Annotated in this window: 18 protein-coding genes; 3 read left to right on the top strand and 15 right to left on the bottom strand. The window is 56.3% G+C overall.

Annotation, left to right across the window (positions count from 1 at the left end; translation table 11 throughout):
• Positions 1 to 21: 21 nt before the first annotated feature.
• From QPC17_RS06060 to QPC17_RS06030, 7 genes are all read right to left on the bottom strand, one after another.
• Positions 22 to 309 (bottom strand): Nmad4 family putative nucleotide modification protein, encoded by a 288-nt coding sequence (locus QPC17_RS06060; RefSeq protein WP_007000745.1) that lies wholly within the window; start codon positions 307 to 309, stop codon positions 22 to 24.
• Positions 310 to 403: 94 nt separating this feature from the next.
• Positions 404 to 1,054, bottom strand: a complete 651-nt coding sequence (locus tag QPC17_RS06055) for a hypothetical protein (RefSeq protein ID WP_004007616.1) — start codon at positions 1,052 to 1,054, stop codon at positions 404 to 406.
• Positions 1,051 to 1,233 (bottom strand): cell division protein, encoded by a 183-nt coding sequence (locus QPC17_RS06050; RefSeq protein ID WP_285347103.1) that lies wholly within the window; start codon positions 1,231 to 1,233, stop codon positions 1,051 to 1,053. Before QPC17_RS06050 ends, QPC17_RS06055 begins: the two co-directional genes overlap by 4 nt.
• A gap of 152 nt (positions 1,234 to 1,385) precedes the next feature.
• Positions 1,386 to 2,714 carry a DNA cytosine methyltransferase gene (locus QPC17_RS06045; RefSeq protein ID WP_285347102.1) on the bottom strand — a complete coding sequence of 443 codons (1,329 nt, stop codon included), beginning with the start codon at positions 2,712 to 2,714 and terminating at the stop codon, positions 1,386 to 1,388.
• Positions 2,707 to 3,960: a site-specific DNA-methyltransferase gene (locus tag QPC17_RS06040; protein ID WP_285347101.1), complete on the bottom strand. Its 1,254-nt coding sequence runs from the start codon at positions 3,958 to 3,960 to the stop codon at positions 2,707 to 2,709. Before QPC17_RS06040 ends, QPC17_RS06045 begins: the two co-directional genes overlap by 8 nt.
• Positions 3,932 to 5,122 (bottom strand): methionine adenosyltransferase, encoded by a 1,191-nt coding sequence (gene metK / locus QPC17_RS06035; protein ID WP_285347100.1) that lies wholly within the window; start codon positions 5,120 to 5,122, stop codon positions 3,932 to 3,934. The genes QPC17_RS06040 and metK overlap by 29 nt, the downstream gene beginning before the upstream one ends.
• 79 nt (positions 5,123 to 5,201) lie before the next feature.
• On the bottom strand, positions 5,202 to 5,774 hold the full coding sequence (locus tag QPC17_RS06030; protein ID WP_004007621.1) for a P27 family phage terminase small subunit: 573 nt from the start codon (positions 5,772 to 5,774) through the stop codon (positions 5,202 to 5,204).
• Positions 5,775 to 5,844: 70 nt separating this feature from the next.
• Here QPC17_RS06030 and QPC17_RS06025 point away from each other — a divergent pair, with 70 nt between their 5' ends.
• Both QPC17_RS06025 and QPC17_RS06020 read left to right on the top strand, forming a co-directional pair.
• Positions 5,845 to 6,384: a ClbS/DfsB family four-helix bundle protein gene (locus QPC17_RS06025; protein WP_432049304.1), complete on the top strand. Its 540-nt coding sequence runs from the start codon at positions 5,845 to 5,847 to the stop codon at positions 6,382 to 6,384.
• A gap of 267 nt (positions 6,385 to 6,651) precedes the next feature.
• Positions 6,652 to 7,056 carry a hypothetical protein gene (locus QPC17_RS06020; protein WP_285347099.1) on the top strand — a complete coding sequence of 135 codons (405 nt, stop codon included), beginning with the start codon at positions 6,652 to 6,654 and terminating at the stop codon, positions 7,054 to 7,056.
• Here the strand turns inward: QPC17_RS06020 and QPC17_RS06015 are convergent.
• The 5 genes from QPC17_RS06015 to QPC17_RS05995 form a co-directional block, all read right to left on the bottom strand.
• Positions 7,047 to 9,536, bottom strand: a complete 2,490-nt coding sequence (locus QPC17_RS06015) for a glycoside hydrolase domain-containing protein (protein ID WP_285347098.1) — start codon at positions 9,534 to 9,536, stop codon at positions 7,047 to 7,049. The genes QPC17_RS06020 and QPC17_RS06015 overlap by 10 nt on opposite strands.
• Positions 9,537 to 9,944: 408 nt before the next feature.
• Positions 9,945 to 10,322 carry an HNH endonuclease gene (locus tag QPC17_RS06010; protein WP_285347097.1) on the bottom strand — a complete coding sequence of 126 codons (378 nt, stop codon included), beginning with the start codon at positions 10,320 to 10,322 and terminating at the stop codon, positions 9,945 to 9,947.
• Between the two features lie 139 nt (positions 10,323 to 10,461).
• The gene (locus QPC17_RS06005) at positions 10,462 to 10,920 is read right to left on the bottom strand and encodes an ArpU family phage packaging/lysis transcriptional regulator (RefSeq protein WP_040316954.1); all 459 of its coding nucleotides are present in this window, start codon (positions 10,918 to 10,920) and stop codon (positions 10,462 to 10,464) included.
• A complete protein-coding gene (locus QPC17_RS06000; RefSeq protein ID WP_285347533.1) occupies positions 10,911 to 12,284 on the bottom strand; it encodes a DEAD/DEAH box helicase in 1,374 nt (457 codons plus the stop codon). Before QPC17_RS06000 ends, QPC17_RS06005 begins: the two co-directional genes overlap by 10 nt.
• Entirely contained in the window at positions 12,265 to 12,543 is a 279-nt protein-coding gene (locus tag QPC17_RS05995) for a VRR-NUC domain-containing protein (RefSeq protein WP_062613128.1), read from the bottom strand. The genes QPC17_RS06000 and QPC17_RS05995 overlap by 20 nt, the downstream gene beginning before the upstream one ends.
• A 316-nt stretch (positions 12,544 to 12,859) precedes the next feature.
• On the opposite strand from QPC17_RS05995, the gene QPC17_RS05990 reads away from it, so the two are divergent.
• Positions 12,860 to 14,085 (top strand): IS3 family transposase gene (locus tag QPC17_RS05990; protein ID WP_101923944.1). Its coding sequence is split into 2 segments (ribosomal slippage): positions 12,860 to 13,139 and positions 13,139 to 14,085, totalling 1,227 coding nucleotides; the frame shifts between segments, so codons are not numbered across the junction.
• 27 nt (positions 14,086 to 14,112) lie between these two features.
• Here the strand turns inward: QPC17_RS05990 and QPC17_RS05985 are convergent.
• The 3 genes from QPC17_RS05985 to QPC17_RS05975 are packed head-to-tail and all read right to left on the bottom strand — an operon-like array spanning position 14,113 to position 17,443.
• Positions 14,113 to 16,248: a phage/plasmid primase, P4 family gene (locus tag QPC17_RS05985; RefSeq protein ID WP_285347096.1), complete on the bottom strand. Its 2,136-nt coding sequence runs from the start codon at positions 16,246 to 16,248 to the stop codon at positions 14,113 to 14,115.
• Positions 16,245 to 16,682, bottom strand: a complete 438-nt coding sequence (locus QPC17_RS05980; protein ID WP_062613124.1) for a DUF7768 domain-containing protein — start codon at positions 16,680 to 16,682, stop codon at positions 16,245 to 16,247. The genes QPC17_RS05985 and QPC17_RS05980 overlap by 4 nt, the downstream gene beginning before the upstream one ends.
• Positions 16,679 to 17,443 (bottom strand): phage antirepressor, encoded by a 765-nt coding sequence (locus tag QPC17_RS05975; RefSeq protein ID WP_285347095.1) that lies wholly within the window; start codon positions 17,441 to 17,443, stop codon positions 16,679 to 16,681. Before QPC17_RS05975 ends, QPC17_RS05980 begins: the two co-directional genes overlap by 4 nt.
• Positions 17,444 to 17,855 lie beyond the last annotated feature (412 nt).

The following is a 17,855-nucleotide window of genomic DNA, read 5'->3' as shown; positions in this document are numbered from 1 at the left end:
TCAGGCTCCTTCCTGTGCTGGTTAGTTGGTGTGGGCAAGCGCCCAGGCGATGGCGTGGCCGGCGTCTTCGAACAGTTCCTCAGCCTCAGCAACCAGGGCGAGTTCGCATTCAATGAAACTGCGGGCGTCCGATCCCCAGCCAGGGATGGGCTGCTCGGCGAGTTTGTAGACGCGGGCGTCGTTTCCGATCCGGCCTTTGCCCAGGTACCGGTATGCCGAGGCGAGGACGAAGTCTCCGTAGGCGATAACCGTGCCGTAGCTGTCGGTCGCGATCTGCAGCTGCTCCATCGTGACCTTGCTGGTATTCATGACCTCGCTCCTTTATTTCTTGTTCGATCATGTACATACAGCCATAGGTGTGCGCGGTTATCCAGTCGCTTTTCGCCGGTTCTCCGCAAGGAACTCAGTGGTCGGATTTGGGCAGGGTTTTCCATGCTGCGTTGCCTTCCAGATTCGCTAGCAGGACTCGGCGCACGTGCTTGTAGTTGTCGCCGATCATGCCCAGGCGCAGCAACCAGCAGCGCATCGCATACTTGTCATTTCCACCTGTCTTGGCAGGCTTCGCGGAGACTCTCGTGGCGGTTTTCGCGTGCTCGATCATGAGCTGAATCAGCACGCTGACCGCTTCAATCACCTCCGCATCTGGGAGCTGGTCAAACCAGGCAAACTCAACGGTCCCTTCCGCCTCATCGATCGCCATGGGCGTAGCAGGAATAACCAGTGCCTTAGCGATGAGTGCTCCCTTGGAGGCGAGCAGGGCGTCGAGCTTCGCGCCTGTGGCCTCGTCCCACCTGGTCGTGGGGAATGTGAGCGTGAGTCCGTAAACCTCACCCGCAGGCGCAAACCCGGCCGCGCTCGCGGCGTCGGTTATCGCGTCGCCGTCTGCGTTGTCTGGGAGGTGGAGCACCCAGTCCCGATCCAACCGCGCCTCACCAATCAGATAGTCAAAGGTGGGCATGCCAGCATACCTGGCTTTCACGCCAAGATGTTCCGCGATGACTTCGGCGAGTTTCTTACGCCCAGCCTTGTTCGGGGTAAACTCGATCGTGGTCATCGGGTCACCTGTTCAAACCAAGAATCAACCAGTCGCAGATAGCCATGCGGGTCGTGTTCGATCGCACCGGCAACCAGGGAGAAGTTCCACTTTCGTGCAATGTCGAGGGCTTCTTCGACGTCCCAGATGTTGATGCCTGCCTCCAGCATCTCGCTGATCTCAATATGCAGATCACTCATGACCATCCTCCATCTCGTATTTCCCCTTGTCGGGGTTTGTTTGGTCATGTACATACAGCCATAGGTGTGGGCGCTTATCCAGTCCCTGCGCGAGCAAAATTCTTCAGTCTTTCAAGGACGTGGCGAGCAACGGGCAAAGCGATCGCGTTACCTCACAACTTGTATTGGGCACTATCACTGGTTGGATTCTTCAACCAAGTAGTGACTTGGCGTGCGGTTCGTGGTTTCACGCCGCGCGCCCAGTTCCAGGTAGCCCAAATGCCCGTCCAATACTCGATGTCCTTGCTTGTCGGATCCTCGATAGCAAGATCGTCACACCAATCGTCAGGAAACCCCTGCAACCGGGCGCACTCCACCGGAGTGAGCCGCCTGGGGAGCAGCGACGAGCTGGCGACCATGGGCGGGTCGGTGTAATCCGTGGCCAGCAGCGCACCTGCTTGGTTCTTGGTGGCGCGGGTGAAATAGTCGGCTTTGGATGTAGCATAGACGGGCTCCAAGATGACCATGCCGCCCTGGTTGCAGGTCGGCTCTCCGCCTTTCAGGTCGAGGGTTTTCGACACTTCCGCTTCGTAGCCGTAGTGGCCGCCACCGCTGCGGGAATCGTGGATCGAATTCAGGCCAAACACCCTGCGTTCCTCTGGGGCGTCGAGGAGGATGGGGACGTTGGTGGGTGAGTTGCCCATCCGGGCAGTCAGCGTCTGCACCACCCCCGAGGAGTTAACGGTCAACCTCGAGTCCTGCGGATGATGATCCAACAACATCACCGAGCTGCTACGGCCTCCAAGGCTTGCTTCAGGGGTGTGGGCATGGTCTTGTTCTTGCGTGCCGCACGATTCAGAATGCCTTGGCAGGCTCGCGGACTCAAAAAGAATCTCGGGTGCGGATCGGCCTGCAAAATCTGCGACAAGGTAGATGCGGCGGCGTCGTTGGGCCACGCCGAAATATTGTGCGTCGAGTACTCGCCATGCCAGTGAGAATCCCTCACCCATGACACATCCCGCGTACGGCCATCCACCCTCAGGGACAGGCATATCAGGCGTGCTCGGGTCGACGATGCGCGTGAGCGTGGTAAGGACGGTGGCGAAATCGGATCCTTTGTGTGAGGAGAACGCGCCAGGGACATTCTCCCAGATCGCGTAGCGTGGAAACATTCCATGGGTTGCTTTCCTCATTTCTTCAATAATTCGTACAGCATGAAAGAACAGACCCGAGCGTTCACCCGCCAGGCCTGCTTGTTTACCTGCAACGGATAGGTCTTGGCAGGGAGAACCAAACGTGATCACATCCACCGCATCAATATCAGCCCCGTTGACCTCGGTCACATCACCCACATGAGTGAGCTGCGGCAGACGGCGGGTCGTAACGAGAATCGGGAATGGCTCGATTTCACTCGCCCACACAGGACGAATACCCGCCTGAATACCTGCGAGAGGGAAACCACCCGAGCCATCAAACAAGGAACCCAACGTCAACTCACTCACGGTTCACCCCTTCAACATCGCGCACCAAATCCAAATACGCATACTCTTTGCCGCCTCGCAGGCAAGTAATCCCGGCAGCGTCCCCTGTATGTTCGGCATAACGGCGCAAAATAACGCTCGCGTATTTCTCATCAAGCTCCATGCAATAGCAGATGCGGTCGGTTGCCTCAGCTGCCATGAGCGTGGAGCCTGAGCCTGCGAAAGTGTCGAGCACGATCGCGTTAGCCTGCGTGGAGTTCCCAATCGGATACGCCAACAAATCCAGCGGCTTCGAGGTCGGATGATCAGCGTTACGACGTGGCTTATCAAACCGCCAGATGGTGGTCTGTTTACGATCCGCATACCACCGGTGCTTACCTGTCTTCACCCAGCCGAATAGCACAGGCTCGTGCTGCCACTGGTAGGGCGAGCGACCAAGAACCAGAGAGTCTTTGACCCAGATGCAACACCCAGAGAGGTAGAAGCCAGCGTCTTGGAAGGCTCTTCGGAAGTTTAAGCCTTCAGTGTCAGCGTGGAACACATACGCGGACGCGCCCTTCTCACACACGCCCACCATGTTCGAAAACGCCGATAGCAGGAAATCGTAGAACTTATCGCCATCCATCTTGTCGTTCTTGATGGACAATCCGGATCCTGATTCGAAGGCGACGTTATATGGCGGATCAGTCAACACAAGATTCGCACGTTTACCATCCATCAACAACTCGACGTCCTCGACGCTGGTGGCGTCGCCGCACACGAGTCGGTGACGGCCAAGCGTCCAGATATCCCCACGCTCCACGAACGCGGATGCTTCGAGTGCGGCGGTAAGGTCGAAGTCGTCGTCCTCAACCTCGTTCTCATCCAAGGAGCCGATCAACTGCTGGATTTCGGCGTCGTCGAAACCGGTGAGTTCAGCATCGAAATCCGAAGCATCGAGGTCGGCGATGAGGAGGGCAAGTCTGTCGTTGTCCCATTCGCCGCTGATCTTGTTGAGCGCGATGTTGAGTGCTTTCTCGCGGGTCTCATCGAGCTCAACAACGATCACGTCCACGTCCGTGTGGCCGAGATCTTCGAGCACCTTCAAACGCTGGTGTCCACCGACGATGTTGCCAGTGGTGGAGTTCCAGATGACGGGTTCGACGTAGCCGAACTCGGTCAAGGATCGCTTGAGCTTCTCGTATTCGGCATCGCCAGGCTGGAGGTCTTTACGCGGATTGTAGTCAGCGGGCTTGAGTTCACTGATGGGCATTGGTTTCATGAGCATGTGTGGTCACCGCCTTCTTTAATGCGTCGACGTGAGCGAACGAGTTCTCCCAGTGCAAACCGGCATGGCTGAAGTGTCCGTAGGTCGAGTAGCGGGTGTAGCCGGGTGCTCGCAACCCCAAAGCGTCAATGATCGCTCCTGGGCGTAGCGGAAACACCTCACGCGCAGCCTCGGTCAGGATCTTGTCGGAGTATTCACCACTGCCGAGCGTGTCGATGGTGAAGGCGACCGGATCAGCCTTCCCAATCGCATAGGAAATCGCGACCTGGCATTCCTGCGCAAGACCGGAGTCGACGATAGTCTTGGCTATCAGACGCGCCATATACGCACCCGAGCGGTCAACCTTGGACGCGTCCTTACCCGAGAACGCCCCACCACCATGTGGGGCGAGACCGCCGTAAGTGTCGACCATCAGCTTGCGACCAGTGAGCCCCGTGTCTGCCTTTGAACCACCCACCGTAAACAAGCTCGAGGGATTCACCAGAATCTCGGTGTCAGCGCTAATTGGCAGATACGGCTTACACGCGGGTGCGACGATCAGTGTTTTGACCTCAGCCGCAAGCTCGTCCAGAGTCTTCGTAGCGTCGTGTTGGATCGACACCACCACGGTTTCGACTGCTACGGGTTGTCCGGCGGCGTCGTAGCGAACCGTCACCTGCGCCTTACCATCGGACTTGATACCGCTGATCGTGCCGTCCTTGCGGGCGTCATCAAGACGCCCACAGATCTCATGCGAGAGTACGAGCGGCAATGGCAAACGCTGCGGGGTTTCGTTGGTGGCGTATCCGTAGACGGTGCCTTGATCGCCAGCGCCCTGCAACGCAAACTCACTCGTGTCTCCGAAGCGAGCCTCCAAGGACTTGGAAACTCCTGCGTTGATGTCTGGGGATTGGCGGCGTGTCCAGACGAAAACGAGGAACTTCCACGGCACATAACCCGCCTTCACCAGCGCGTAACGCACCGACTCACGAATACGCGGACGAACCTTCGAAGTGATCTCGCCAGTCACAATGATCCTGCGGCCAGATGCCATCACTTCTACTGCAACGCGGGCAGCAGGATCCTCGTAGAGGATATCGTCAAGGATCGTGTCAGCGATCAAATCACAGAGCTTATCGGGATGGCCGATACACACGGCCTCAGCAGTCTTCGTAACAGACATACACACTCACTTTCCAAAGAATCGGGACATAGAAAAGTGCCCACCCATCTCGGGCAGGCACACGAGAATCAAAGGGGTGTTAGGAGCGGGCTTGCAGCAGGCGCTCCATCACGTCATCACCCGGCGCCGAACCTGAGTAGTCGCTGGTGCAGGTGGCGCGCACTATCTCGTAAATCTCGTACCAGTACACGTTCGCTTGCTTCCCGAAAGACTGGGACATAGCAACGAAAGGGGATGCGATCGCAGCCCCTGTGGTTGGGTGTTTGCCGAGCAAGCCGAACTTGGAGATCGCCTGTTCACACTGCACATAACGCGCGAACGCCTGCGCATAGGATTCGATCAAGCGCGGTGCGACGAACTGGGAACAGCCACGTTGATCGAGCCATTGCCATGTTTCTCGGTAGACGAGGTCAGCGCCGAGGGGTTTACCATCACGCTGAATCTCCGACAGATACTCGGCAGGCTCCGGCATCACCTCACCAGCAAGCACCGCACCATCCCCGATATCTGAGCCTTCAAAGTCAAACGGCTCACCCAGCGGATCATCAAGCCGCGTGGCTGGGCGGCCAGCTGCGAGCTTCGCATTCAGCGGATCGGGTTTCGCACCTGCCCGCACACGGCGGCCACCCCGGTTCGTTCCGTCTTTCGCCATAGGTTTTCATCTGCTTTCCTGCTGTGAGACAATTAGTGGCGTGCCGAGACCGAAGACGAAAACTGAACTATTGGATGCCGCCGAGGCGCAGTATGCGAAACTGGACAGCCTCATTGAGGGCATGAGTTCCGACGATCAGCATACGAATTTTGATCCCAGCATCACTCAAATCGGTAAAGAAGCCCACTGGGCGCGGGACAAAAACCTGCGCGACGTCCTTGCCCACCTGCACGAGTGGCAGCGCATGTTGCTTGGCTTCGTCGACGCCAACCGCCAGGGTCAGCCTCGACCGTTTCTTCCGTTTCCTCACACGTGGCGAACCACGCCAACGCTCAACCAAGAGATTTGGACTCAATATCAGGGCACTGAGCTTGAGGCTATCCGCGAGAACCTCGCTGACAGCCACACCGCAGTAGTGGCTCTCATCGGCGAGTTCACCAACGAGGAGTTATTCACCAAGGCGCATTTCCCGTGGACGGGCACAACCTCGCTCGGCTCCTACTGCGTGTCAGCCACATCAAGCCACTACGAATGGGCAATCAAAAAGCTCCGTGCATTCACCAGAAAGCCGCCAGAACAACCCCATAACCAAGCCGCCCCCCCCCAGTAGCTTCTTACCACGCTGTACACCACAGACAGATACTCGGGAGCCTCTGGTATAGGCGCTCCCGTGCGCCTTTTCGTGACTGTCGGGTTCAACGCACCAGGCCTCGTGCCTGCATTCACGCAACATCCGCCCGATCAGCGCTATCCTTAGCAATGCAGGGAAACCCTTCTTGTAGAATGAGAACTTATTGGGGCATACAACTCCTGATGCCGTTGCCGTATCAAAATGTGTAGCGAAAAGTTGAAGGGACTGGTCATCAAAAAAATATCTGTGTTTCTTGTATCCGCTCTGGCATATTTTGTCGGCGCGTGGCTTTTCGCCGCCATCTTTCTACGGTGCAAGGATCAGGATCAGAGATTTTTTGTGGTCTTCTTATTGATGCCACTCATGTATGTGTGTTTCACGATTCTTCTTCTGCTTTTTAATAAGCATTTCATCGGTATTCAATCTGCCCGCGCGTTGCAACTTTCAGCAGGAGCCTTTATCGGACTCTCAGCTTTTCTCTTTTCACTCGATGGTGTCGGCTCGTTAGTTCATAGTGATTCTTTTTCTCAACTGCTGAGCCAGTTTTCCGTTCCCGCCATCGGCGCTCTTGTTGCTGGTGGTGTAGCGCTTGGGTTTAGCGTTTTTACCCAAGCGCTACACCAAGGAAAAGACCAAATCAATTATCGGTAGATGAATTCAGCTAGCTTTCGGCAAGCTGTCAAACGAATCTCTTCCTTGACGTATCCAGCCAGGAACCATCCTAAAACGGCGCTATCCAAGTCGGCATATTCACTTATTTTCTGATATGCCTCAGTGGAATTATTCGCCCCCAAGCTCCAGCCAATCTGCTTGAATCTGTTGGCAAGTTTGCTGGAATTGTTGTAGTACTCTCGCAATGTTGCTGACAGAAGATGAGCGTTGGAGTCGTTGCCGTTTTCTAGCGTGTTAGCGATAACGATGGCATCTCCGTCACAGCAGAGATCGTCACGGTTACAGTTGTTTCCTACCGATTCCCATTTTCCCTTGTCGTTTTTCTTGTCAAGTACTAGCCCCTTCAAGCCAGGATGCTGACGGTAATCGTTACCTTGACCGATTAGAGCTGTGGCCACCTGATCCAGGTTCGCACTGGGATTCCACTCAAGTGTTTTCTGAATATTCTCCATGGCAGTAGCTAGGTCTCCGGCCCAGCCAGTCCACGCATCAGGGATAACATTCCAGTTGGTGTATCCAAGTGTTGTTGCCGCCAGATGCGCCAGATCAACCGATTCTCCGGTCTTGTCGGTCATGGATTGCCGCCACGTGTTATCAATATAGCGATTCAAGGCAGCGATGATCTTCTTGCCTACAGCGTCCTTCTCGAGTACGCTCGCGTCAGCACTCCTGAAACTTTCGGCAGACACGGACCAATTCACCGCAGATCCACTACCACCGTCACGCAGGTAGGCTTTTGCTAAATAGTTGAGGATGCAACGCCAAGTCGGAACGGCAATCCGCGTTCCCGCACCATGAGAACCCGCAACGTAGTCTTTTCCAACCTTGCCACTGGCACGAAGTTCTTCGAAGCGTTTCTCTAAATGCCAGATCAGATCAATCGGAGCCAGCTTGGTGTAATCAATGCTGGTGTCGGGCGCAGCGTCACCGGCACTCGAAGGAGCAACATGATCAACTGCCGCTGCTTGTCCTGAATAGGCGACCCTGTCTAGGTCAAAACCAGCACCCTTGTAGTCACTGATTTCAGTGAACTGGTCATAGTTCCAATCGTCAGGAATAGGGAAGCCGAGGTTGCCGGAGAATCCTGTAGACATGTCCGAGACGAACGCGCTTCCAGCGTAGCCGGCTTTAATGATGCGGCTACAAATGTTACGCGAGGCGTAGATGCCTACTTTGTATCCGCCTCCCAGGCTTCCTCGCACACCCTGGAAATACGGAAGAATGTGACTTGTGACCTCGGGGTCGGTCGCGTCGAAATCAACTGCGAAATAGATATACGTTCCCGGAATGCCAAGTCTTTGGGCTGCTTGCCTTGCGAGCGTCGCGTGCCGAGCGCCGTTTTCCCGCGTGAAGTGTCGAAGCTTGGTTGAGTACTCCTGGAAAATCGGGAAGAACTTCATTCCTCCGTTGGTGATGCGTTCAAGTTCTCCGGGGCGAATTGCTTTGAAATAGTCAGACGGATCTTTTGAATCCTGATTCGGCTCAGTCAGGTAACGCCCCACAATCTCATAGCCGTTCGCCTTAAGTAGGTTGAGTCGCTCAGCCGTAATCTCGAAGCGTGTATCGCATGCTTTGCAGGCGCGATTCGGATCACCTTTCGAGGTCAACAGGCTCATCCATGTAGTCGAGTCGACCACCCCGCTTCGTGGGAGCTGATACTTTGCTTGGAATTGCGGAACGAACGTTGACAGTGCGGTTTGTGCAGAAGGATAGATATCGGGAGAAATCCGGTTACACACTAGAGCAACCTGAGCTAGCCAAGCCCACTTCGGTAAACTTGCCGCATTGCTGGGTGTAACTATTGTTAGACGCGCTTTGGTGCCATTGCCGAAATTACCTGTGGCTTCCGCAGGGCTAAATCCTTCAATGGCTTGCAAGACCTGAATCAGAGCAGTGTTCATTTCCCGACCGTAGAGTCCATCGGTTGGGATGATTCCGGTATAAGCGCGATACTGTTGGTTGATTTGTTGCTGTGCTTGCCGAATCGCTGAAATGCCCCCATAAGAGCGAAGCAGGACGAATTGCTGCATTGACAACAGCGCTTTCATGACGTCGAGCGTCACAGTGGAATCTCCACCAATGCCCATGTCGCTCTTAAGCTGTTTGATGGCCTTTCCAGTTCCGCTATAGAAATGCGTAGTGATATCGCTGGCACCAGCAGAATATCCCTTACACCACAAAGCACCTTGGATAATGCCGTACACATTAGAAGTCTCCTGCGCACCGTCATCCTGCTGGTGGATGCCGTTAGGCCACCGAGACTGGAAGCGACTGATAGTTCCCGGTCCGAAATTGTTCGCCGTTGTCGTAATACCCAGCTCGATTTGCAGGGCCCGAATCAAAGCGTTGACCGTGCCCCAGCCGGTATATCCGTCCTCTACGACTGAACCGAATCCAGCCTTGCTCCTATAGGTGCGATTGAGCCATTGCTGTGTTTTTAGCACCATTTGATCTGTCATGATTCCTCCTTTTTAGAAACCAGTTTGTTAACTCAAGACAGGCGAACACCTGCCAGAGAGGGATCCAGAACACCGGATGAGAAGCTCCGAGTTTTTTGCCCTCACCTGTACGTCCCTGGGAAACCCAAATCCGGACGGACAAAGCGCAAGAAAACCGAGCAACACTCAGCGGGATTTCACCCCTCACTGGTACTGCCGACGAAGCCCGAAGTGTTAATACCTTGTTTGATTCGGGGACTTTGCGCACGGTTGGCCCCGCCCGCTGACCTGTGCCAAGGCTGTAGAGATTCGACGGCCCTACCCCTCGTCAGGCTTTCGACGGTGGCTCGTGTTCGGCAAACGCCAGGCGGGTAGGCAACTTTGAAGTGCGTGACGACAACCGCGACAGGGCGGAACGTGGCGAAGAATTCAGTAGGTGTAGACCCGAGGTTGTTGCCTCCACCGGTCGTCATCCAGCGCGCTCTGGCGCGAGTGGCAGGGCTTGCACAGCGAACGAAGGTTGTCGAAGTTGTGGGTGCCACCATGTTCGAGCGGGAGCACGTGGTGAACCTCTTGCACAGGCGTGTACTTGCCTTGCTCTAGGCAGTCTTCGCAGAGTGGATGTTGTGCGATGTAGGCGGCGCGGATCTTGCGCCACCGCGCGCCGTAGCGGCGGTTGATCTTCGGATCACGCTGATACTTCCGATACCGGGCGTCTTCTGCCTTCGCGTGGGCCTCGCAGTAGCGTTCACGGGTGAGCTCAGGGCAGCCGGGGTGGGAGCACGGGCGGGCTGGTTTGACCGGCATCGCTGGCTCCTTCCCCCTGGATGTGGTGAAGCCCCAAGTTCCCGTGTGGGTTCTTGGGGCTTCTCCTAGTTTTCAACCACTTACATGTTCTCACACCGATATGCGGTTTTCTATCGCATGTTTCGGATACCCGCTAACGCTAGAGCTGTCCGTATAAGGCGGTGGCGAACCTGTCGAGGGCCCGGTTCTTGCGCCGATAGACCGTGTCACGCTCGACGTAGAAATGATCGGCTATCATCAACACCTTCTCATCTTGTGTCCCCTCGCTGAGGAAGAAGCCTTCGAGGATGAAGCGGTCGTCTTCAGCGATGACTTCCCACGCAGGTAAGAACCAGTCCATGTACTGGCGGGCCTGTAGGTAGCGAGCCTTGTAGGCGTCGATTCGCTCAATGCTCGCCACGATCCGATTCTCCGAAGCGCGGAGATCGCCAGAAGGTGGTGTGCCGTCCATGCGTGGGGATGCTGGGCTTGCCGCGTCAGCGTAAGCCGTCTTGATCTGCTCGTCGGTACTCTCGATGATCTGTTCCATCACCGCATAATCCTGTAGCGCTGCGATCGCGGCTTTCCTTGTGTCGAGGTATTTGGTCATCACATGCATGAGCTTGTCCTTTCAGTGGTTGTAATTTCTGCTGTGACCGCGTCAATCAACGCAGCCTGAGTAGCGTCTTTCGCATCAAGAGCTTTGAGAACGGTTTCATCGAGCGTCCCTTCCGCAACAAGATGCGTGATCGTCACAGGTTCGGATTGTCCTTGCCGATAAAGCCGTGCGTTGGTCTGCTGGTAAAGCTCCAAGCTCCACGTGAGCGAGAACCACACCAGCAGGTGCCCGCCTGATTGGAGGTTCAGTCCATGACCGGCCGATGCGGGGTGGATCAGCCCAAGCGCAATCTCGCCTCTGTTCCACGCCTCGATATCCGCGCTCGTTTTGAGTTCGCGAGCCTGCGGGAAGCGGGCGGTGATACGTTCGCGGTCGTGAGTGAACCAGTAGGCCACGAGCAGTGGATTGCCGTTGGCAGCCTCGACGAGGTCTTCGAGGACGTCGAGCTTCCGCTCGTGAACCGCCGTCCACTGACCGTCGCTGGTGTAGATCGCGCCCGACGCTAACTGCAGGAGCTTGCCAGAGAGTGCGGCGGCGTTCGCAGCATCAACCGTCGCCCCATCAAGGTCGAGGACAAGATCAGATTTCAACTGCTCATACACGCGTCGTTCTTTCGGCTCCAGCACCACAGGCATTGTCGTCACCGTCAAGGGCGGTAGCTGAAGGTGGTCGGTGGTTCTCATCGACAACGTCATGTCACCAATCGCACCGTAGATCTCATCCTCAGCACCCACGCGTGGCTTATAGGTGAACACCTGCATCCCATTACGCTTATCGGGCACGAACCAACGCTCGCGATAACGAGTGATAAACCGGCCCAAACGCTGACCGCCGTCGAGGAGCCGGAACTGCGCCCACACATCCATCAGTCCATTTGCTGCAGGCGTGCCGGTCAGGCCAACCCAGCGCTTAACGTGCGGCCGCATTTTCACCAGCGCCGTGAACCGCTTCGCCCGGTGGTTTTTGAAGCTGGAGAGTTCGTCGATGATGACCATGTCGAACGGCCAGCTACCCCCGAGTTGGTTCACCAACCATGGAATGTTTTCCCGGTTGATGACGGTCACCATCGCAGACGCCGCAAGAGCGTTCAGCCGATCTCGCTTGGTTCCGACAGCGACTGCTACGGTGAGCCCTTCAAGGTGATCCCACTTGGCTACTTCTGCAGGCCACGTATCGCGGGCAACTCGCAACGGAGCGACGACCAATACGCGGTGGATGGTGAAGTAGTCGAGCATGAGCTGCCAGATCGCCGTCAACGTGATCACCGATTTGCCCAAGCCCATCCCGAGAAAGATTGCTGCCTCGTCGTGGTCGATGATGTATTGGGTTGCGGTGGTTTGGTAGTTATGCGGCTGATAGTGCATCAAGCACCTCCTGTATGCCGTCCACCGAATCGACAACCAATGCGGTGAAGCCTTGCTCGCGCAGTTGGTTCATCCGACGCTGCTGGATTGGCCTGGGTTGTTTGCCTGCTGCTTTGAGCTCGACGAAAACAGCCCGGCTGTCCATCAGGCATATCCGGTCAGGTACGCCGCTGGTTCCAGGGCAGACGAGCTTCCAGCACAAGCCGCCAGAGGCTTCGACGGCTTTCTTCAGTTGGTGTTCTATGGTTCGTTCGTTCATGGTCACTCCTTGAGTTCGCTTGTAGGGGTGACGGCATGTGACGAGTCGTTCCTAACCTTTTATATAGAGAAAAACACAATGTAATTTCACATGCGTAAGGTAGGGAATGGCTCGTCACAGCTCGTCATCATGGGGTTAGCTGCCGAACTCGGATGCGATCGCGAGCCCGTAGACGTACATGCCGTGTTTGGTCTTTTTCCGCACGAATCCGGCTTGTTCGACAGCAGCGTTGAAGTCGACCATCGGGCGCGCCCATCCTGAGGTGTTTGAAGCGTCCTGGGTTTAGTTCCTACCTCAGCTAAGGAAGGATTGAACTATGCCTAGAAAGTATTCCGTCGAGTTCAAGGAAAAGGCGGTCCATCAGATCATCGAAATGGTCCGCCTGGAGTCCTGCTCACTGCAATGCGCCTACACAGAGGTCGGCGAGCTCCTTGGAGTATCTCACCACACGTTGCGGGCTTGGTACCGTGACAGCGCTTCAGTACGTGATGACTCAGACGCTTCAGGTGGCGAAACAATGGAAGAAGAGCTCAAGCGTCTGCGCCGCGAAAACCGCGAACTGAAACGAGCAAACGGGATTCTTAAGACTGCTTCGGCTTTTTTCGCAGCGGAACTCGACCGACCCACGACCAAATGATCTCCTACATCGACGCGTACAAAGATCAGTTTGGGGTCGAGGCCATCTGCCGAGTCCTCAAACAAGCAGATCGTGGATTCATCACCTCACGCGGCTACCGCAAAGCCACCACACGCGTTCCCAGCGCAAGGGCCTTAAGCGATAGCCTTCTCATCCCAGAGATACAGCGTGTGCATGCGCAGAATTTCTCGGTCTACGGCATCCGCAAAATGTGGCACGCGATGAACCGTGAAGGCTTTCATATCGGCCGCGACAAGACCGCCCGATTAATGAAGCTAGCAGGTGTTTCCGGCCGCAGACGTGGGCGAACGCCCGTGACAACGATTAGCCCGAAGACACCGGATCATCGCCCGGACCTAGTGCAGCGAAACTTTCGTGCACAAGCGCCAGGCAGGTTGTGGGTTGCCGATATTACATACGTTCGTACCCTGTCAGGATTCGCCTACACCGCGTTTGTCGTGGATGTCTTCAGCCGAAAAATTGTTGGTGTTGCTACACGCTCGACGATGCGCACCGATGCGCTGCCCATGGAGGCCTTGGAGCATGCATTAACGACTGCCGGACGAATCCATGGTAACCAGCTGATTCACCACAGCGATCGGGGCAGCCAGTACGTGTCGCTGAAGTATTCCACCGCCCTAGCGGAATCAGGAATACGCCCGAGTGTGGGAACAGTCGGCGATTCTTATGACAATGCACTAGCCGAAACAGTCAATGGTCTCTACAAGGCGGAACTGATTCATGCCCAAGGCCCGTGGACATCGGTCGGAGAAGTCGAACTGGCCACCTTGCGGTGGGTGCATTGGTGGAACACCAAGCGGCTTCACGAAGCATTGGACTACGCCACCCCACAAGAAGTAGAAACCGAGTACTATCTCACCCAGCCCATCAACACAGGGCCGTAAAAGAAGCGGAACTAAACCCAGGACGCTTCAGTTTTGCGCCCACGCTCGATACGTCTGGTAGAGGTCACCGGCACGCTCTGATAAGCCGTTCTCGACGTCGCATGAGTCTTCAAGGAACTGGGAGAACCAGTCGTTATCCTCCTTATATGCTTGCGAGGCTTGAACCACCTGAGGCGGCGGAGTGAGCTTGTATCCCTCACTGTGAATGAGGCGCGCTCCCTCCATGATCCAGGAAAGGATTGCTCCGCCAGCGTGTTCGTAGAGGTGGTCGGCATAGTTCTTCACATCCGTGTCGCCTTCGATGGTGGCGTTGAACGGGATAACGATGAGCCTGCGCCAGATGCCTGCATCCATAGCTCCCACACGCGGCAAATGGTTCGTGTAGAGCACGAGCGTGTGGGAGGGGGTGAAGGCGAAGGGGTCCTTGAACTTTTTCTCTGCCGAGATCTGATCGGTCGAAGCCAGCTGTTTAACGTTCGAGGTTGATAGGCGCATGCCTTCTTCGGTTTCGGCCGCGATCAAGAGACGTTTGCCTCTGGCTTCGGCGAGTTCGGGTTTGACGTTGCGACGCACCCCGACTGTGAGCGCGTCGGCTGAGATCGTGCCCGAATACGTCCCCAACACGCGGGCGATGGTGTTCCAGAACGTGGATTTGCCGTTTCGCCCGTCCCCGTAAGCGATGACGAGCGCTTCGACGAAAACCTGCCCGATCGCCGCCAACCCCACAATGCGCTGCACGTAACCAATCAACTCAGGATCTCCTTGGAAGAAGACGTCGAGCGCGTCAGCCCAGATCTGTGCACCCTCATCGCTGGGGCCGACAGTGGTCTGCTTAGTCAGCAGATCGGCGGGATTATGCTCGTGGCTACTATTGTCGCGTAGATCCCAGGTACCTGCCGGGGTGTTGAGCTGGTAGGGGTCGACGTCGAGGTCACGGACACGTACCTGCAAGATCGGCCCGGCTTCTTTCAACGTGGCCGTGATGTTGCGTGACAAACGCCGAGATAGAACGAACTTGTGGTAGTTCTTTGCCTCATCCCACGCCCGGAACGCGGTCGCTTGCACAGGCGTGAGCTTGGCGATGCCGCGTGCTTTCGACGAGGCGGAGGCCATGACGATATCTGCGCCGGTTGCTGTCATGGTCTCCCACGTGGACGCGATCAAGCGGTCGGCTTCCTCGAGCTGGCGGGAGGTCAGTTCTTGAACGACGCCTTGTGCGGATAAGTCGTTCTCGTCCCACACGCCATGGTCGTAGACGAGCCACTTGGTGGCGAGCGAGTAGCGGATCTTGTTCGCATACTCGCCAGCTAATGTGTCTGCCTGACCGACATCGGAAAAATCATCCGGACGCAAACCCGCCAACGCCTCATAAGCCTCTGGCGGCAGATAGCCTGGATCAGCAGCGACCTTCGAAGCAAACCTGCACGCGCTATTCCAAATCGCCTGTAATTCGCCCTCGCTGAGCGGTGGTTCGCAAAGGTTGGCTTTGCGATCGAAGAGGTCTCGTGCTTGGTCGGTATCGCCGTAGCGGATGAGGACCCTGCCTGCGAAGCGCGACAACGTAGCGTTGCGCGAGCCTTCACCAATCACGAGTGTGGAGGCATCAAATGCGGCGAACACGTCGATCTCGTCAGCGTCGTCCAACCATGCATTGAGGAGCTGATCGCCCTCATGCACCGTAACTTGTGGGTTAGAGGTGCCGTAGATGAAGCGTCCTGCGTCAAGAGCGTTGCGATCGAAGAAAGCAAACCGCGACGCGAGGCGGTGTTTCAATCCTGCGTATTCGTCTGCGCCTTGTACTTCTCGGATTGGGAAATAAACGTGGAAACGCGGCCGCGCAGACAACACACCCTTCGCCTTCATGTGATTACGAGACGTGGCGGCCATGAACTCCACACCCGCCATCACCTCGCCAAGCTTCTCAGGCGTGACCCACTCGGCCGGAGTTTCGGTGTGATCGTTGTCGATATCCATCACCACGCAGTCCGAGGCTATGAAGGCTGCAGTTGAGCGGCGATCATTCGCATAGGTTGCGGCCACATGATCAAAGGCAGCGGCTGCCGATAGCAAGGCCGCGTCAGTAACCCGGTGCCTGTTTGGGTAGTGGTTATTGTTCTGCACGCCGGTAACCGTGGCAGCAAACAGAGTGAAGGGCGTGGTCATGGGGTGACCTCCTTGAAATCAGAATCGAAAAACTTAATCGGCAACTCGAGGTCGCGTGCCCAGCCGATCTCTAGGCGCATGCCAGGGCTGACGTGTCCGACATATGCCCAGAGGGCTTCGCATTTGGCGAGCAGCACACGGTTGAAAAACATCGCCAGCTCCCGCTGATCAAAATCGGCGTCATCCATAAACTGCGGGAACAGCAGGTGTGGGGCGAAGGGGATCTTGCCCGCGCCCACTGCAAATCCACAGAATTGGCGGGCGAGCTCAACGTTCGCTTCCGTGTCGCCCGAGTAGGGCGAGCAGATATAAACCAAGGGCCGGTAGCCAAACTGTTCGCGCTGCAGCTTTTTGAGCGCGTGGTAGCTCGTCAGATCCAGATAGCCTTCGGTGTTCTTCTTCGAAAACCCAATATCGAGTGTCGTGGCGCTCATGCTTGCACCTGACCCTCACGCTCAATGACCGGGAGGATGCCGAGCTGGTTCTTGAGCAGGTCGTAGATGAACAAGCGTCCCTTTTGCGTCCAGTACATGTGGGTGCGGGTCTGGCCTTCGCCGTATTCGTGGGTCTTTGACTGGGTGTATCCCTGCTCGGCGTACTTGGCGTAGAGGAACCACCGGCCAGACTGATGGAACTGCACGTGAGCATCACGCAGAATGCGGTTGAGCTTCTTCGCGGAAAGTCCGTAGTCCTTCGCAATCGCCGTCGTCGTCAACAACGAATCGGACTGCAGCACGAGGTCGTAGTACGAGACTTTCGGTGCCGCTTCAAGCAAGGCTTGCTCTGCTGCCAGGCGCTTGGCCCGTTCCGCACGCAGCGTGGCGATGGCATGCTCGAGGAACTCATCGTCAGCCAGCAGCTCGTCGATCGCGTAGAGGCCGTGGCGGCGAATCGTCGGCAACACCTCATCGAACACCCAGGCTTCGAACTTCTGTGCTGCCGGGAGCTTTGAAGAGATGATGAGGCGGTAGAGGTCGCCTTCGGTAATGAAGCGGACCTGCTGGAGTCCGCCAGCGGTCTCAAGGGGGTGGTAATTTGCCACCCCCTTGCAGTGCAGCTTCACCGCGTTCGTCGGATCCTGATAGCCGAGCGCGGTGGCGACGTCCTTGCCGCAGAAAAGGATCTGACCATCAGTGGTGATAGTGCGAATGGTGCCGAACACGTCGTTGGTAAATGTTTGAATCTGGTTTCCCATGGCGGGGTTCCTTCCCGAGACCCCGTCGAGAAAAAGTCGTGCCGGTCGACACAAGGAGTTAAGGGCCTCACCCCACTGCCGACGAACCCGAAAGTGTTAAATCACGGGTACTCAATCGCTTCTCGTTCTGGCACGATTGGTGTTGAAGCCCCGGTGGAGCGCTATCTGTTAGAGCCATCTGCAGGTATTCTCGCCGGGGCATAGACAAATTTCTCGAGTGCTCTGTGTGGAAGAACCATCATTCTCTTGCTACAGCGGTGCCGACACGGTGGTCTTTTAGACAACATGACTGGTTCCGCTGCCCGCCTCGGTGGGAGCGCAGGGTCGGTTCTCGTTTCTTAGTGGTCTTGGATAAGCTTTCTTCTCTGATGGTGATACTTTGCCGTGTTCTTGATTCTGTCGTTGTTTTCGC

This window comes from Trueperella bernardiae (assembly GCF_030246965.1).
GTDB classification, from domain to species: Bacteria; Actinomycetota; Actinomycetes; order Actinomycetales; family Actinomycetaceae; genus Trueperella; species Trueperella bernardiae.
This window is presented reverse-complemented; position numbering and strand designations above follow the sequence as displayed.

Coding starts and splice junctions, on each gene's coding strand:
- QPC17_RS05975 (WP_285347095.1), bottom strand. CDS start 17,443: ATGGGAAACCAGATTCAAACATTTACCAACGACGTGTTCGGCACCATT.
- QPC17_RS06015 (WP_285347098.1), bottom strand. CDS start 9,536: ATGACAGATCAAATGGTGCTAAAAACACAGCAATGGCTCAATCGCACC.
- QPC17_RS06060 (WP_007000745.1), bottom strand. CDS start 309: ATGAATACCAGCAAGGTCACGATGGAGCAGCTGCAGATCGCGACCGAC.
- QPC17_RS06030 (WP_004007621.1), bottom strand. CDS start 5,774: ATGGCGAAAGACGGAACGAACCGGGGTGGCCGCCGTGTGCGGGCAGGT.
- QPC17_RS06010 (WP_285347097.1), bottom strand. CDS start 10,322: ATGCCGGTCAAACCAGCCCGCCCGTGCTCCCACCCCGGCTGCCCTGAG.
- metK (WP_285347100.1), bottom strand. CDS start 5,122: ATGTCTGTTACGAAGACTGCTGAGGCCGTGTGTATCGGCCATCCCGAT.
- QPC17_RS05980 (WP_062613124.1), bottom strand. CDS start 16,682: ATGAGCGCCACGACACTCGATATTGGGTTTTCGAAGAAGAACACCGAA.
- QPC17_RS06000 (WP_285347533.1), bottom strand. CDS start 12,284: ATGCACTATCAGCCGCATAACTACCAAACCACCGCAACCCAATACATC.
- QPC17_RS05995 (WP_062613128.1), bottom strand. CDS start 12,543: ATGAACGAACGAACCATAGAACACCAACTGAAGAAAGCCGTCGAAGCC.
- QPC17_RS06055 (WP_004007616.1), bottom strand. CDS start 1,054: ATGACCACGATCGAGTTTACCCCGAACAAGGCTGGGCGTAAGAAACTC.
- QPC17_RS06040 (WP_285347101.1), bottom strand. CDS start 3,960: ATGCTCATGAAACCAATGCCCATCAGTGAACTCAAGCCCGCTGACTAC.
- QPC17_RS06050 (WP_285347103.1), bottom strand. CDS start 1,233: ATGAGTGATCTGCATATTGAGATCAGCGAGATGCTGGAGGCAGGCATC.
- QPC17_RS05985 (WP_285347096.1), bottom strand. CDS start 16,248: ATGACCACGCCCTTCACTCTGTTTGCTGCCACGGTTACCGGCGTGCAG.
- QPC17_RS06005 (WP_040316954.1), bottom strand. CDS start 10,920: ATGCATGTGATGACCAAATACCTCGACACAAGGAAAGCCGCGATCGCA.